Origin of the sequence: Corallococcus sp. CA049B, assembly GCF_003611685.1 — a bacterium.
GTDB classification, from domain to species: domain Bacteria; phylum Myxococcota; class Myxococcia; order Myxococcales; family Myxococcaceae; genus Corallococcus; species Corallococcus coralloides.
In genome coordinates this window covers 26,759-41,901 of record NZ_RAWC01000059.1, presented here as the reverse complement: position 1 = coordinate 41,901, position 15,143 = coordinate 26,759, and the positions used below count along the sequence as shown (strand labels likewise).

Annotated in this window: 13 protein-coding genes; 9 read left to right on the top strand and 4 right to left on the bottom strand. The window is 69.6% G+C overall.

The genetic code is table 11. The features are described from left to right. The first annotated feature begins 316 nt into the window (after positions 1-316). Positions 317-2,533 carry a bifunctional (p)ppGpp synthetase/guanosine-3',5'-bis(diphosphate) 3'-pyrophosphohydrolase gene (locus tag D7W82_RS15920; protein ID WP_120619167.1) on the top strand — a complete coding sequence of 739 codons (2,217 nt, stop codon included), beginning with the start codon at positions 317-319 and terminating at the stop codon, positions 2,531-2,533. Between the two features lie 79 nt (positions 2,534-2,612). Beyond that, positions 2,613-2,999: a RidA family protein gene (locus D7W82_RS15915; protein ID WP_120619166.1), complete on the top strand. Its 387-nt coding sequence runs from the start codon at positions 2,613-2,615 to the stop codon at positions 2,997-2,999. Positions 3,000-3,089: 90 nt separating this feature from the next. Here D7W82_RS15915 and D7W82_RS15910 read toward each other — a convergent pair whose 3' ends face one another. After that, positions 3,090-5,042 carry a thioredoxin domain-containing protein gene (locus D7W82_RS15910; protein WP_120619165.1) on the bottom strand — a complete coding sequence of 651 codons (1,953 nt, stop codon included), beginning with the start codon at positions 5,040-5,042 and terminating at the stop codon, positions 3,090-3,092. A 252-nt stretch (positions 5,043-5,294) separates the two neighbouring features. Here D7W82_RS15910 and D7W82_RS15905 point away from each other — a divergent pair, with 252 nt between their 5' ends. After that, the gene (locus tag D7W82_RS15905) at positions 5,295-5,525 is read left to right on the top strand and encodes a sulfurtransferase TusA family protein (RefSeq protein WP_120619164.1); all 231 of its coding nucleotides are present in this window, start codon (positions 5,295-5,297) and stop codon (positions 5,523-5,525) included. A 19-nt stretch (positions 5,526-5,544) separates the two neighbouring features. Here D7W82_RS15905 and D7W82_RS15900 read toward each other — a convergent pair whose 3' ends face one another. After that, complete coding sequence (locus D7W82_RS15900; RefSeq protein WP_120619163.1) at positions 5,545-6,456, bottom strand: ABC transporter ATP-binding protein; 912 nt, start codon at positions 6,454-6,456, stop codon at positions 5,545-5,547. Beyond that, complete coding sequence (locus D7W82_RS15895; protein ID WP_233587627.1) at positions 6,453-7,286, bottom strand: ABC transporter permease subunit; 834 nt, start codon at positions 7,284-7,286, stop codon at positions 6,453-6,455. The genes D7W82_RS15900 and D7W82_RS15895 overlap by 4 nt, the downstream gene beginning before the upstream one ends. Before the next feature lie 205 nt (positions 7,287-7,491). Here D7W82_RS15895 and D7W82_RS15890 point away from each other — a divergent pair, with 205 nt between their 5' ends. Continuing rightward, positions 7,492-9,096, top strand: a complete 1,605-nt coding sequence (locus tag D7W82_RS15890) for a penicillin-binding transpeptidase domain-containing protein (RefSeq protein WP_233587622.1) — start codon at positions 7,492-7,494, stop codon at positions 9,094-9,096. Between the two features lie 10 nt (positions 9,097-9,106). On the opposite strand, the gene D7W82_RS15885 is transcribed toward D7W82_RS15890, so the two are convergent. Continuing rightward, positions 9,107-10,300 (bottom strand): DUF4388 domain-containing protein, encoded by a 1,194-nt coding sequence (locus D7W82_RS15885; RefSeq protein WP_120619161.1) that lies wholly within the window; start codon positions 10,298-10,300, stop codon positions 9,107-9,109. A gap of 21 nt (positions 10,301-10,321) precedes the next feature. On the opposite strand from D7W82_RS15885, the gene D7W82_RS15880 reads away from it, so the two are divergent. The 5 genes from D7W82_RS15880 to D7W82_RS15860 all read left to right on the top strand — a co-directional run bounded on the left by D7W82_RS15880 (position 10,322) and on the right by D7W82_RS15860 (position 15,104). Beyond that, positions 10,322-10,600 (top strand): glutaredoxin family protein, encoded by a 279-nt coding sequence (locus D7W82_RS15880; RefSeq protein ID WP_120619160.1) that lies wholly within the window; start codon positions 10,322-10,324, stop codon positions 10,598-10,600. A 120-nt stretch (positions 10,601-10,720) separates the two neighbouring features. After that, positions 10,721-11,674 carry a diguanylate cyclase domain-containing protein gene (locus tag D7W82_RS15875; RefSeq protein ID WP_171425580.1) on the top strand — a complete coding sequence of 318 codons (954 nt, stop codon included), beginning with the start codon at positions 10,721-10,723 and terminating at the stop codon, positions 11,672-11,674. A 46-nt stretch (positions 11,675-11,720) separates the two neighbouring features. Continuing rightward, positions 11,721-13,385 (top strand): sigma-54 dependent transcriptional regulator, encoded by a 1,665-nt coding sequence (locus D7W82_RS15870; protein WP_120619158.1) that lies wholly within the window; start codon positions 11,721-11,723, stop codon positions 13,383-13,385. Positions 13,386-13,499: 114 nt separating this feature from the next. After that, the gene (locus tag D7W82_RS15865) at positions 13,500-14,318 is read left to right on the top strand and encodes an NAD-dependent epimerase/dehydratase family protein (protein WP_120619157.1); all 819 of its coding nucleotides are present in this window, start codon (positions 13,500-13,502) and stop codon (positions 14,316-14,318) included. Between the two features lie 219 nt (positions 14,319-14,537). Continuing rightward, complete coding sequence (locus D7W82_RS15860) at positions 14,538-15,104, top strand: tetratricopeptide repeat protein (protein ID WP_120619169.1); 567 nt, start codon at positions 14,538-14,540, stop codon at positions 15,102-15,104. Positions 15,105-15,143: the final 39 nt, after the last annotated feature.

The following is a 15,143-nucleotide window of genomic DNA, read 5'->3' as shown; positions in this document are numbered from 1 at the left end:
TCACCGGCCGGGGCGGGGTCGTGGCCGCCGGACGGGGGGCCGGAGCAGCCTCTTCCATCGCCTGGCCGCACAGCACGCAGGTGGCCGAGCGTGGCGGGTTGAAGCCGTCACAATTCGGGCAGACCACCGGGAGCGCGGACAGCAGAAGCTGAGACATGGGCAGAGGGCCAATCTAGGGGGGCGTGAAACGCCGGGTCAACGAAAGCCTCGGACCAATATCCGAGGCGCCCGGGCCTCCAGGACCCGGCGGGGCACGCGATGTTCCAGGGTAACGTTGCCCCTGCTGTTTGAGGCAGTTACGATTGTCACCGCCTCGATGATTCGCCTGAACGACATCCTGCAGCGGGTTGCGTCGTACCACCCGGACCCCGACCTGGACATCATCAAGAAGGCGTACGTCTACTCGGCCAAGGTCCATCAGGGGCAACTCCGCAAGTCGGGAGAGCCCTACCTCATCCACCCGCTGGAGGTGGCGGGCATCCTGGCGGAGCTGAAGCTGGACGAGGCGTCCATCGTCACCGGCCTGCTCCACGACACCATCGAGGACACGCTCGCCACCGCGGAGGAGCTCACGGAGCTCTTCGGCCCGGAGGTCGCCCAGCTGGTGGACGGCGTGACGAAGCTGTCCAAGTTCTCCGCGTCCGCGACGCTCTCCCAGGAGGAGAAGCAGGCGGAGAACTTCCGCAAGATGATCATCGCGATGGCGCAGGACATCCGCGTCATCCTCGTGAAGCTGGCGGACCGCACGCACAACATGCGGACGCTGGATCACATGTCCGAGGAGAAGCAGGCCCGCATCGGACAGGAGACGCTGGACATCTACGCGCCCCTGGCCAACCGCCTGGGCATCTCCTGGATAAAGACGGAGCTGGAGGACCTGTCCTTCCGCTACGTGAAGCCCCAGGAGTTCTTCGCGCTGGAGGAGCAGCTCAACAAGCGCAAGAAGGAGCGCGAGAAGTACATCGAGGACACCTGCGACCTGATGCGCGCGAAGCTCCAGGAGCGCGGCCTCAAGGGCGACGTCAGCGGGCGCTTCAAGCACGTCTACAGCATCTGGAAGAAGATCAAGTCGCAGGGCATCGACTTCGATCAGATCCACGACATCATCGCGTTCCGCATCATCGCGCCGTCGGTGCCCTCCTGCTACGAGGCGCTGGGCATGGTGCACCAGATGTGGAAGCCGGTGCCCGGGCGTTTCAAGGACTTCATCGCCATCCCGAAGCCCAACATGTACCAGTCCCTGCACACCACGGTGATTGGTCCGTTGAGCGAGCGCGTGGAGGTGCAGATCCGCACCGCGGAGATGCACAAGATCGCGGAAGAGGGCATCGCCGCGCACTGGGCCTACAAGGAAGGCCGCGCGCCCATCTCCAAGGACGACGAGAAGTTCGCCTGGCTGCGCCAGCTGATGGAGTGGCAGCAGGACCTCAAGGACCCCAAGGAGTTCCTGGAGACGGTGAAGGTGGACCTCTTCACCGACGAGGTCTTCGTCTTCACGCCCAAGGGCGACGTGCGCAGCCTGCCGCGCGGCGCGACGCCGGTGGACTTCGCGTACGCCATCCATAGCGACGTGGGCGGCCGGTGCGTGGGCGCCAAGGTGAACGGGAAGATCGTTCCCCTGCGCTACAAGCTGAAGAACGGCGACACGGTGGAGGTGCTCACCAGCCCGCAGGCGCACCCGTCCAAGGACTGGCTCACCTTCGTCAAGACGAGCCGCGCGCAGCAGCGCATCCGCGGCTTCATCAAGCAGCAGCAGCGCGACAAGAGCCTGCAGCTGGGCCGGGAGCTGGTGGATCGCGAGTTCAAGCGCTTCCAGCTCAACTTCAACAAGCTGATGCGCTCCGGCGAGGTGAAGAAGGTCGCCGAGGAGCTGGGCTTCCGCGTCGAGGACGACATGCTGGTCGCCATCGGCTACGGCAAGGTGACGCCGCAGCAGCTGGTGCAGCGGCTCGTGCCGCAGGAGAAGCTGGCGCAGGCGGAGCCGCCTCCGCGTCCCTCGGACGGGGGGACGGGCAACGGCCCGGGGGCGAACGCCTCCATGCTGCCGGGCCTGTCGCGCATGACGGACCTGGCCAAGCGGCTGGTGGGGCGCAACAGCCGCAGCGGCGTCCAGATTGGCGGCGTGGACGACGTGCTGGTGCGCTTCGGGCGCTGTTGCAACCCCGTTCCCGGGGACCCCATCGCGGGGTTCATCACCCGGGGGCGGGGCGTGACGGTGCACACGGTGGGGTGTGAGAAGGCCCTGGCCACGGACCCCGAGCGGCGCGTGGACGTGTCCTGGGACGTGAAGGGCGACTTCAAGCGGCCCGTCACGCTGCGCGTGCTGACGGCGGACCGGCCGGGCCTGCTGGCGGACATCACCAACACGTTCTCCAAGAAGAGCGTCAACATCTCCCAGGCGAACTGCCGGGCCACCGGTGACGACCGGGCCGTCAACACCTTCGAGGTCACCATCTCCGACCTCAAGCAGCTGACGGACCTGATGCGCTCCATCGAGCGGTTGACGGGCGTCTACTCGGTCGAGCGAATCTAGCCCTGTCCTGTGCTACAGCCCGCGGCGGACCCGCGGCCCCCGTCTCCTTTGGGGGCCGCCTCAACGCGAGGTGTGCTGCATGGCGCGCAAGGCAATCCACTCCGACGACGCCCCCAAGGCGATTGGCCCCTACTCCCAGGCCGTGCAGGTGGACGCCGGGAAGATGACGTTCCTGTCCGGCCAGATTCCCCTGGACCCGAAGACGATGGAGCTCGTCCCCGGTGACGTCGTCGCGCAGGCCGAGCAGGTGATGAAGAACCTGCAGGCCGTGCTCGCCGCTAGCGGCCTGGACTTCAGCCACGTCGTGCGCTGCACCATCTTCCTCACCAACCTGGGCGACTTCGCCAAGGTGAACGAGGTGTACGCCCGCGCCTTTGCCGGCTCGCCGCCGGCCCGCGCCACCGTGCAGGTGTCCGCGCTGCCGCGCGGCTCCCAGGTGGAGATCGACGCCATCGCCGTGTCCTGAAGCCTCACCGGGCACCCGCTGGAAACACGAAGGCCGCCGGTTCCCGCTGAGGGAGCCGACGGCCTTGTGTGCTTCAGGAGCGGGGGACGGCTACTTCGCTTCCGCCGCCATCGCCACGCCGGCCTTCTTCAGCTCCTCGTCGATGACCTTCTTGAAGGCATCGAAGGGCTGCGCACCCACCAGCGTGCGGCCGTTGATGAAGAACGTCGGGGTGCCGTTGGCGCCCTTGGCGGAGCCGTCCGCCATGTCCGCCTCGATCTGCTTGTCGAACTTGCCCGAGTCCAGGTCCGTCTTGAACTTGTTCACGTTCAGGCCGATTTCCTGGGCGTACTTCTCCAGGCTGGCGCGGTCCAGGGCGCGCTGGTTGGCGAAGAGCTTGTCGTGCATCTCCCAGAACTTGCCCTGCTCGTTCGCGGCCATGGAGGCCACGGCGGCGAGCTTCGCGTTCTGGTGGAAGGGCAGGGGCTGGTGCTTGAAGGCGAACTTCACCTTGCCCTTGTAGGCCTTCTCCACCTGCTCGATGGTCGGCACGGCGCGGCTGCAGAAGGGGCACTCGAAGTCAGACCAGGCGACGATGGTGACGGGCGCGTTCTTCGGGCCGCGCACCGGGGCGTTGCCCACTTCCACCTTCTGCACGGCCGGCTCGGCGGGCGCCGCGGGGGCGGCCGGAGCGGCGTTCACGTTGTCCTGGTTCAGCCTGGCGTAGAGGTCCTCCGCCTTGGTGCCGGCGGCGAGCGCCTTGTCGGCCTTGGCGATCTCCTGGTCGATGAGGGGCTTGAAGGCCTCGAAGGGCTGCGCGCCGGAGAGGAAGCGGCCGTTGATGAAGAAGGCCGGCGTGCCGTTGGCGCCCACCGCGCTGCCCGCGGCGGAGTCCGCGTCCACCTTCGCGGTGATCTTGCTCGACTCCAGGGCGGCCTTGAACTTGTTCATGTCCAGGCCCAGCTCCTGGGCGTACTTCTCCAGGCTGGCGCGGTCCAGGGCGCGCTGGTTGGCGAAGAGCTTGTCGTGCATCTCCCAGAACTTGCCCTGCTCGTGGGCGGCCATGGAGGCCTGCGCCGCGATCTTCGCGTTCGAGTGCATGGGCAGCGGCTGGTGGCGGAACACCACGCGCACGTCCTTGCCGTAGGTCTCCTTGATCTTGTTGAGCGTCGGCACGGCGCGGCTGCAGAACGGGCACTCGAAGTCCGACCACTCGACGATGGTCACCTTCGCGGTGGCCGGGCCGAAGGAGGGGGAGTCCGAGGGGATCTCAATCTTCTTCGCGGCGGCGGGGGGCTCGGCCTGCTGCTGGGCCTTGGCCGGGGCGCGCTCGACGCCCTTCTCGATGGTGCGCGCGTACACCTGCGACGGCGCGACGCCGCTCTTCACCAGGCCCTCGGCCTTGGCGAGCTCCTCGTCGATGAGGGCCTTGAAGTTGTCGATGGGCTGCGCGCCGGAGAGGAAGCGGCCGTTGATGAAGAAGGCCGGCGTGCCGCTGGCGCCCATCTGCTGGGCGAGGGCCTGATCCTTGTCGATGGTGGCGCCCAGGCGGTCGTTCGCCATGTCCGCCTTCCACCTGGCCACATCCAGGCCAATCTGCTTGGCGTAGCCCTCCAGGCTCTCCCCATCCAGCTTCTTGTTGTTGGCGAAGAGCAGGTTGTGCATGTCCCAGTACTTGCCCTGCTCACCGGCCGCGAGCGCCGCGAGGGCCGCGGGACGGGCGTGCGGGTGGAAGGACAGCGGGTTCTGGCGCATCACGACGCGCAGCTTGCTGCCGTAGTCCTTCAGGAGCTGCTCGACGGTGTTGTGCGCGCGGCTGCAGAACGGGCACTCGTAGTCGGAGAACTCCACGATGGTGACGAGCGCGTTGACGCTGCCCTTCGTCGGGGCGCCGTCGACGGGCACCTTGAAGACGGTGGGGTCCACGGCGCGCGCGGGCTTGTTGGCCGCCTGCGCGGCAGGGGGCGTGTTGCCGGGGGTGGGCTTCGAGCCGGTGGCGGCACGGCCGCCAACGAACCCGAGCACCAGGCCGACCAGCAGGGCCACGATGACATTGGGCTTCATGGGTTGGGAATGCTCCTGCGCCATAGGTCCGACTCCGGGCCCCAAGCGGGTGTCTGGGTAGGGAAAGGGGCGGGGTACTTAACAGAGGGAATTCCAGACACGCAAGCCGCGATGACCGCCTGCGTCCGCCCGATATCCAGAGGCCTCGAAGGGGCGGACAACGACGCTGGGGACACCAAAATTCCCTCTGAGCGCGCGTGCCGTGTCGCTTTGGCAGGCGGGGTTCCAGGCCCCATGACAGGATGCGCGCGAATGGAATCCGGTGTGTGCGTGGATACGTCCGGGGCCCTCTGCCCGGTGCCCATCCTGGAGATCGCCAAGGCGATGCGCCGCCTTCCGCCCGGGACGCTGGTGGAGCTCGTCTCCACCGACCGCGGGCTGGAGGCGGACCTGCCCGCGTGGTGCGACGCGACGGGCAACGAGCTCGTCCGCATGGAGCGCCGGGGCGCCCACTATGTGGGCTGGGTGCGCAAGGCGGGGTGAGCGTCCGTGGGGCGCTGGCCTACAGCAGCTGAAGGACGCGGTCCTCCAGGCGGCGGCCGCGGCTGACGCCGAGGATGAGCACCTGGTGCTGGAGGAGGTGGCCGACGGTGCGGCTGATGACCTCCTCGGCCTTGTGGGCCTGGCCGTCGAAGCGCACGCGCAGCACGTCCGCTCCCTCCATGCGCGCGTCGGTGACGCCGGGCAGGGAGGTGATTTCGGGGATGATGACGTCGCCCCGGGCGATCTGGACGCGGAACTCGGCGCCCTGGCCGGTGAGCTCCGACATGGTGCCGGCCTGGGCGAGCGAGCCCTTGTCGAGGATGGCGGCGGCGTCGCACAGCTCCTCCAGCTCCTGGAGGTTGTGGCTGGAGACGACCACCGTCTGCGTGCCCTTCATGTCCTTGATGACCTGACGCACCTGCGCGGCGATGCGCGGATCCAGGCCGGCGGTGGGCTCGTCCAGGAGGACGAGCGGCGGGCGGCCCATCAGGGCCTGGGCCATGGCGGCGCGCTTGGCCATGCCGTGGCTGAGCGCCTGCGTCTGGACCTTCCAGGCCTCCATCAGGCCCACCTTCTCCAGGGCGCCGCGGGCCTCGTGCTCGGGCTGGGGCAGGTCCGACAGGCGGGCCCAGTACATGAGCAGCGCGCCCACCTCCCAGCCGGGGGGCAGCACCGCGTCCTGGGGCAGCGCGCCCACGCGGCCCTTGAGGGCGCCGGGCGAGGTGGGGGACACGCCCATCACCTGGAGCGAGCCCTCGGACGGGTAGAGGTAGCCGCACATCATGGAGAAGGTGGTCGTCTTGCCGGCGCCGTTGGGGCCGATGAGGCCGAAGACGTCGCCCTGACGCACCTGGAGGCTCACCGCGTTGACGGCGACCTTGGGGCCAAAGCGCTTGGAGACGTTGTTCAGCTGGATGGCCAGGTCGCTCACAGGTCCCTCGCGCGCAGGACGCCGTAGGCGCCGAAGAGGAAGACGGCGGCGAAGGCCGCGTAGGCCGCGCCGCTCATGGCGAACTCGGCGAGCTTCGGGTGCAGCAGGTTGCCCGAGTAGTACGACGGGGACAGGTAGCGCAGGAAGCGCAGCACGTTCTCCTCGCTCACGGCGCGTCCCACGGAGTCCATCAGCCAGAAGACGAAGAGCAGGATGAAGTTGAAGACCAGGCTCACCGCGGGGACACGGAAGAGGCTGGAGCACAGGGTGGTGAGCGCGACGTAGGCCAGCGAGAAGACGATGGTGGCGCTCCAGAACTTCAGGAGGTTGAGCACCAGCACCCCGAAGGCGAAGTCGTCGTTGATGATGCGCGCGTAGATGAAGATGGCCAGGTCGATGACCAACACCAGCCCCACCAGCAGCGTGGCCTGGGAGAGGAACTTGCCCAGCAGCACCGACGAGCGGCGCGCGCGGACCGTGAGGTAGCGCATGGAGCGCGGACCCACTTCGCCGCTCACCTGGTCGAAGCCCATCAGCGCGATGTAGGCGGGCAGGAAGAAGAGGCTGATCTTGAAGACGATGAGCACCACGATGGGCACCTTCGCCAGGGCCTCCATCATCGCGGCGTCGTTGCTGGCGAGGAAGCCCAGCACCCCCTGGTGCATCTGCGCCGCGGCCTGCGTGGCCATCTCCGAGTCCCCGCCGGATTCGGCGAGCTTCGCGTTCACCTGGGCCTGCAGCTCCCGGGTGACGAAGCCCACCACGAGCAGCACCAGCGCGGAGAACATGCTGTAGAGCCCGAGCAGCACGATGGCCCGGCCGCTCTTCATGGCCCGGCGCAGCTCGGCTCCCCAGATCACCAATGTCTCTTTGAGTCCGTCCAAGGTGCACAGGACCCTACTGGACCTCCGGGCACCTTCCCAGGTTTCTCGCGGACGAAGGCAGCAGTCGAGGAGGCAAGCCGTGGACAGCGCGCCCTCAGCGACTAGGATCCGGCGGCCTGCTCCCTGCTCCCCCAAAGGAGAGCCCCGAAGCATGACGATGCGCCGCCTCCTCGCCGCCCTGCCGCTGTTCCCCCTCACGCTGCTCCTGGGCGCCTCCGCGCCCGGGACGGACGCGAGCACCGCGCCGTCAACCTCTGCTCCGTCGGATGCCCAGGCCCTGGCGCAGTCGGTGAGCGCCCTGGGGACGGACGCGGGGCCCGTGGGCGCCCGCGCGCTGGTGGAGAAGGTGGAGGCCGAGCAGCGCGCCCAGGTGGCTTCGCCGGACGCGGGGGCCTCCGCGAGCGTCGCGCAGGCTCCGGGTGCTCCGCCCGCGCCGGATCCGGCCGCTCTTCCCGCGTCGAGCGGAGCCGCCGCGGCGCAGGCCTCGGGGGCGGCTGCCGTCGCGGGTGCCGAGGCGGCCTCCACGGCACAGGGTCCTGACACGCGTCCCGTGGATGCCCGAGCGCTGGCGGAGGCGCTGGCCGCGAAGGACGCCGCCGCGCTGGAGCCCGGGATGGTGCCGCCGATGCCGGTGCCCTCGCGGGAGAAGGCGCCGCCGTTCGGCAAGCTCCAGGGCCTGCCGCGCGCGCAGGACCTGGTGGCCCGCGCGAAGCTGGAGGGCAACAAGCTGGTGGTGAAGGGCGGCAAGAGCGCGCCGGATCAGGTGCTCACCATCGACCCCGGCCTCCAGGCGTCGCTCACGAAGATCATGCAGAACTACCAGGTGCCCTACGGCGCCGCGGTGGTGCTGGAGCCCTCCACCGGGCGCGTCCTCGCGATGGCGGAGCACTCGGAGGCGAAGCCGGAGCTGCGCGGGCTGCCCATCCGCGCGGTGTACCCGGCCGCGAGCATCTTCAAGATCGTCACCGGCAGCGCGCTCCTGGAGGCCGGCGTGTCGCCCGACACCGAGGCCTGCTTCCACGGCGGCAAGCGCCGCCTGAACGAGCGGCAGCTGGAGGACACCGACCGCGACGGCGCCTGCTATTCGCTGGCGCTGGCCATGGGCAAGAGCGCCAACGTCATCTTCGCCAAGATGACCAGCAAGCACCTGACCGCGGACTCGCTCAAGCGCATGGCGGCGCGCCTGCGCTTCAACCGGGAGATCCCCTTCGCCCAGCCGCTGGACGTGTCGCTCGCGTACATCCCGGAGGACGGCTTCGCGCTCGCCAACACCGGCGCGGGCTTTGGTGACGTGTACCTGTCCCCGCTGCACGGCGCGCTGCTGGCGTCCGTGGCCGCCAACGAGGGCCGCTGGGTGGACCCCGTGCTGGTGGAGCCGGAGCCCTTCATGCCCCTGCCGGAGCCGGAGCCCGTGCTCACGCCCACCGCCGCGCACGAGCTCACGCGGATGCTGGAGGAGACCGTCACCCACGGCACCGCGCGCGGCGTCTTCCGCGAGCGCGGCTTCCAGGTGAAGGACGCGGTGGGCAAGACGGGCACGCTCGCGGACCGCGAGCCCTTCCGCGACTACTCGTGGTTCGTGGGCTTCGCGCCCAAGGACAACCCGCGCGTGGCCGTGGCCGCCCTCATCGTGAACGATCCGAAGTGGCGCATCCGCGGCTCGTACCTGGGCCGCGAGGCCCTGCGCCTGGCGCTGGAGCGCATCCCCGCGCCGGTGGAGCTGACGGCCCCCGCGGGCGCCGCCGGCAAGCACTGAGGCGCGAGCGTCAGGACAGCGGACGCGCGGTGAGCTTCACCAGCCCCGTGTCCACGAAGCCCTGGAAGAACTTCAGGGCCTCCAGCTCCTGGAGCGGCGACACGTGCACGATGGCGGCCACGTCCCGCCGCCCGTCGATGCGCGACAGCAGGTAGCGCTCCGGTGACGTGAGCGGCAGCGTCTTCAGGTGCGCGGGCGTCACCATCAGCGCCGGCACGCGCGACGGCTCCATCAGCGCCTTGCGCAGCTCCGTGAGCAGCCTGCCTTCCGCGTCGCGCAGCAGCTTCGTGGTGTGCTCGGTGGGCGCGATTTCGTGCGCGCGCCGGGCCAGCGCCTCTCCGTCGCGCAGGTTGCCCGCGTCCAGGAAGAGCTGCGCGGCCTGGAGCACCTCGTCGGAGGAGGACTCGGAGCCGATGACGCCGCCCGAGTCCAGGTCGTCCTCGTCCTCCTCCACCACGACGACGGTGTGCGCGCCGGGCTCCGGGGAGGGCAGGGGGGCCTCGTCCGACACCCGCAGCGCGTCCTGGCGGTAGAGCGCGTACAGCCGCTGGTAGAGGAAGAAGTCGGTGGCGTGCAGCGCCAGCGCCATCCCGTCGATGCTGAGGCCTTCCTTCGCGAGCTGCACGATGCGCTCGTCCATGCTGCCGGCCTTGCGGTCCGTCAGCTTGCGCTCGTCCACCTCCAGGCGCACGCGGCCGGAGGGGAACACCGCGCGGATGGCCTGCCACGCCGTCTCGCGGAACTCGCCCTCGCGGTGCACGTCCAGCAGGTCCACGCTGACGTCCAGGCCCTCCAACTCCGGCGCGACGTCCGTGGGGCGGAAGTCGAAGCCGCCTTCCTCCCAGGTGAAGGCGTCCAGCAGCATCTCCCGGAACTTGTGGGAGAGCACCGTGCGCACGGTGGCTTCCGACACCGTGCCCGTCATGATCAGGATCTTCCCCAGCAGGATGTGCGTCTCCGCCTGCGTGGAGAAAGCGCGCTCCAGTTGGTCCTCCGTCAGGTGACCCTGGTTGATCAGGAACTGGCCGAAGTACTCGCGCGGCTGGTTGGAGCTGGCGGTGATGACGTTGCCGTCGCGCAGCAACAGCTGCTTGCGCACGTCTCCCCGCTCCACGTTCAGGGTGCCGGTGGCCCGGCGATTCCCGAGGTGGACGACCAGGTCCTTGAGGGGCATCGTCGAAAAATCACCACACACGCCGCGCATCGAGCGCCCATCCTGCAACGCATGCGAGTCGATATCTACTCGAAACCCCGGTGCTCCCTCTGTGAGAAGGCCCTCGCCGTGGTCGTCGAGGTGCAGGCCCGGCTGCCGTTCGAGCTCTACGTCACCGACATCCTCCAGAGCCCGGACCTCTTCGAGACCTGGCGTTACGACATCCCCGTGGTCCTCATCGACGGGGTGCCCGCCTTCAAGCACCGCGTCGACGCGGAGACCCTGGAGGGCCGGATCCGCGAGGTGATGAATGGCATACCCATTGCTAAAACCGTGGGCCAGGATGGGTAACGAAGTGCCCTTCCCTAAGAAATCCAAGGGGATACGTAGGGCGCGAAAGTAGCGGGGCTGTAAATCTGGGCAGGCGGGCAGGGTGGCGGGGCAGAAAATGCTGGAAGGGAGGGCACGGCGGTGGGTGTGAAGCGCAAGGGAGCGGGAAGGTCGGGCCAGCCGCCTACGGTGCTGCTGGTGGAGCCTCGCGCGGAGGACCTGGAGCGCACCCGGGCGCTCCTGGGGGAGGCCGGCTTCCGCGTGGTGCCCCTGACGCGCTTCGACGCGGCGGTGCCGTTGTTCGAGGTGATCCGTCCGGATGCGGTGCTGTTGGCGGCGCAGCCGCCGGACTTCGCGGCGATCCAGACGGCGCGGCGCCTGCGCCAGGTGGGCAAGGGCACGGTGCCGATGATGTACCTGGTGGATTCGCACGACCGGGACGCGTGGCGCTTCTGCGTGGAGAAGGGGCAGTGCGTGGACGTGGTGCCGCGCACGGTGGATGGCGCGGAGCTGTCCATGAAGCTGCACGCGCAGATGCGGCTCAAGCAGTCGGTGGAGCGCGCGGCCGCGGGTGAAGAGGCCGGCACGGCGCTGGCGCTGCATGACCCCGTGACGGGGCTCTACAACCGGCCCTTCCTGCTGGCCCTCATCGGGCTGGAGGCGCGGCGGACGGAGCGTTACGGGGGCACTTTCTCGGTGGTGGCGGCGGAGGTGACGGGGTGGAGCGCGCTTCGCAAGGAGCACGGCAAGAGCATGGCGGAGCGGCTGCTCGTCTACAGCGCGGTGGTGCTGGGACAGACGGTGCGCGAGGCGGACGCGGTGGCGCGGGTGGGGGACAGTCAGTTCGCCATGCTGCTGCCGGGCACGCCCGCGGAGTCGGTGCCGGAGGTGCTGGCGCGGGTGGAGGCCCGGTTCGAGGCCGCCCGGTTCCAGATGGAGGGTCGCGTGGTGCGCACGGCGCTGGAGCTGGGGGCGGTGAGCTTCCCGGACACGGTGGGGGCTCCCACCCAGCTCTTGGGCGCGGCACTGCAGACCTTGAGGCGTACACGCGAGCTTCGGCGGGCTGCCGGTCCGGCCCGTCTGATGTCGGTTTGATTCAGTTCACGAGGGTTTGATGCACAGGGCGAGCGGAGGCGTGGGGATGGATCGGATCGCGGTGCTGGTGGTGGATGACGAGGAGTCGGTGCGCACGTTCCTGTCCGAGCTCTTGGGCAGCTCGGGCTACCAGGTGCGCTGTGCGTCCAGCGGTTCGCAGGCGCTGGAGATGCTCTCTGGCGGCTCGTTCGACGCGGTGCTGCTGGACGTGGTGATGCCGGAGATGAGCGGTCTGGAGGTGCTGCGCCGCTACCGGAGCACGGGCGGCACGGCGCCGGTCATCGTGTTGAGCGCGCTGTCGGGCGCGGACGACGCGGTGCGCGCGCTGAAGATGGGCGCCTCCGACTATCTGGCGAAGCCCTTTGGCAACGACGAGCTGCAGGACGTGCTCGCGCGCGCCCTGGGGACCCGCGTGCCGGAGCGTCAGGCGACCGCGCCCGCGCCCCGCGTGGTGTTGACGCCCGCGGAGGCCGCGGCGGAGGCCCGCGTGCTCATCTCCACGTCGCCGGCCATGCGCCGCGCGCGTGCGCTGGTGGAGCGCATCGCGGACACGGATGTGCCGGTGCTGCTCTTGGGTGAGTCCGGCACGGGCAAGGAAGTGATTGCCCGCGAAATCCACGCGCGCAGCCAGCGCCATGGCCGGCCGTTCATCAAGGTGAACTGCGCGGCGCTGCCGGGTGAGCTGCTGGAGAGCGAGCTGTTCGGCCACGAGCGCGGCGCCTTCACGGGCGCCACGGCGGAGAAGCCGGGCAAGTTCGAGCTGGCGGATCAGGGCACCATCTTCCTGGACGAGATTGGCGAGATGGCCATCCGCCTCCAGGCGAAGCTGCTCCAGGTGCTCCAGGACGAGGAGTTCTTCCGCGTCGGCGGCAAGAAGAGCGTCCGCGTGGACAGCCGCGTGGTGGTGGCGACGAACCGCGACCTGGAGAAGGAGATCGCGCTCGGCAACTTCCGCGAGGACCTGTACTACCGCCTCAACGTGGTGGCCATCCGCCTGCCGCCCCTGCGCGAGCGCCGCGAGGACGTGGTGCCGCTCACCGACCACTTCCTCAAGAAGTACGGCAAGGGCTTCATGACGAACGTGTCCGAGCTGCCTTCCGAGGTGCTCCACGCGTTCAGCGACTACGAGTGGCCGGGCAACGTGCGCGAGCTGGAGAACATGGTGCGCCGGCTGTGCGTGCTGAAGGACCCGACCCTGGTGCTGGACGAGATCCGCGCCGGTGGCCGTGCTCCGGCGAGCGCCCCGTCGCTGCCCACGTCGTTCGGCGGTGGGGACGAGTTCATCCCGCCTCCGTCGCGCTACGTGGACGAGTCCGCTCGCGTCTTCGCGGCTCCTCCGTCCTCGGTCGCGACGGCTTCGGGCTCGGGGGTGCAGGTGCTGGAGATGCCCGCGCGCGGCGCGGTGATGACGCCGCCTCCGGTGATGACGGACGCCACGCCGTTCAACGCCGTGGCGCCGCAGCGCTACGCGAACCCGTTCGACGCTCCTCAGCCTCCGCCCCCGCCGCCTCCGGCCGGGGAGCTGTCGCTCAAGGACATTGGCAAGCGCGCGGCGATGCTCGCGGAGCGCGAGGCCATCCTCGCGATGCTCCAGCGCACCGCGTGGAACAAGCGCCGCGCGGCGGGCAAGCTGCGCATCAGCTACAAGGCGCTGCTCTACAAAATCAAGGAGTGCGGCATCATCGACCCTCGCGCGAGCGCGGAGTTCTAGGCCGCGACTGACGACGCGAGGTGACGGCCCTGCTTCCGGCTGACGGGAGGAGGGCCGTTCCCTTTGGCGCCGGGCCTTGCGCGGAGCGGGCGTTGCCCGGTATCGCCAAAGGCCATGACCGCTCCGCTCCTCCTGCTTGGCTGTGGTTACACGCTCACGCGCTTCGCGGTGGCGGAGGCCCGCGCGGGCCGGGAGGTCCTGGCCACGACCCGGGATGCCGCTCGCCGCGCCGTGCTGGAGGGCGCGGGTGTCCGGGTGGTGTCGCTTGACGACGCGCTGTCACGGGCAGCGGGCGCGCATGTCGTGGACTCCGTTCCTCCGGACGCAGGGCTGGATGCCCGCTTCGCGGAGGCCCTGTCCCGCTCGCGGCCCTCCCGGTTCGTCTACCTGTCGTCCACGGGCGTCTATGGCTCCGCTCGCGGACACGTGGATGAGGCCACGCCGGTCGAAAGGACCTCGGCGGTCTCGCGTGCACGCCTGGAGGCGGAGGACCTCTTCCTTACCCTGGGCGCGAGCGTCATGCGCATCGCGGGCATCTACGGCCCGGGGCGCGGCACGTCCGGGCGCTTGAAGGCGGGCACGCTGCGCATCCCGGACTCGGGTGGGGGACGGCTGTCGCGCATCCATGTGGATGACCTGGTGGACGCGGTGCGCGTGGTGCTCGAGCGCGGCGCGCCCGGCGAGGTGTACTGCGTGGCGGACCGTCGGCCCGCGACGCAGGAGGAGACGGCCTCGTGGCTCTGCCAGCAGCTGGGCCTGCCCATGCCCCCGCGCGTTCCCCTCGAGTCCCTCCATGAGTCCCTGCGCGGCGACCGCGCCATCAGCGCCGCGAAGCTGGAGGCCCTGGGCTGGACCCCGCGCCATCCGGACTTCACCACCGGGTTCCTCGCGGCGATGGAGGAGGAGGCGCGCGGCGGAGCGCTACTCGGGTGACTCCGCCCGGAGGAGCTGTTGCAGACAGTGGCGAATTCCGGACGGCGGAAACCTGCGTCAGGCGGGAGACCGCCCGCGTCATCAGCCGAACGCGATGGGTGCCATCAGCCGGGGAAGGGGCGCACCTTTGCGAGGCGTGGGCCCCCGGTGACAGGCTTGCGCTTTCGGGCCGCGTGAAGCGCTCGGCCCTGCGAACCTTGTCCGATGGGGGAACCGAAGATGTCCAGGTCGTTGCTGTTGGCGTCGTTCAACGAGGGCGTCCACCGTTCCATGGCCGGCAACCACGAAGCCGCGCTCCAGTCATTCGACCAGGTCCTGGCCGTGGATCCACGCCACTTCCCCGCGCTCACCGCGAAGGCCTTCGCCCTCAAGCAGCTGGGGCGCAACGCTGAGGCCCTCAAGGGCTTCCAGCGCGCCATCGAGCTGGACCCCTCCGCGGCGGACCCCCACCGCGAGGCCGCGCTCTGCCAGCTGGAGCTGGGGGAGCCAGAGGCCGCGTCCCTCCTGATGGAGCGGGCGGTCCAACTCAACCCCACCCCCGGCTACCGCGAGGCCGCCGCCATTGAGGTCTACCACCTGGGTAACGCGCTGCTGACCCAGGGCCGGCGCCCGGACAAGGCCCGCTACCGCCTGGCCCGTCAGGTCTTCGAACTGGCGCTGGAGCTGTCGCCCGCCTACGTGGAGGCCGCCAAGGCCCTGGCGGACGTATGGGAGCACCTGGGCGACCCTACCCAGCGGGAGCACTACACCCACCTGGCGACCCGGCTGCGCCCCGCCTCCTCCTGAGGCCGCTCTCATCAAATTTTTACAAAAGCGGAGGGAAAG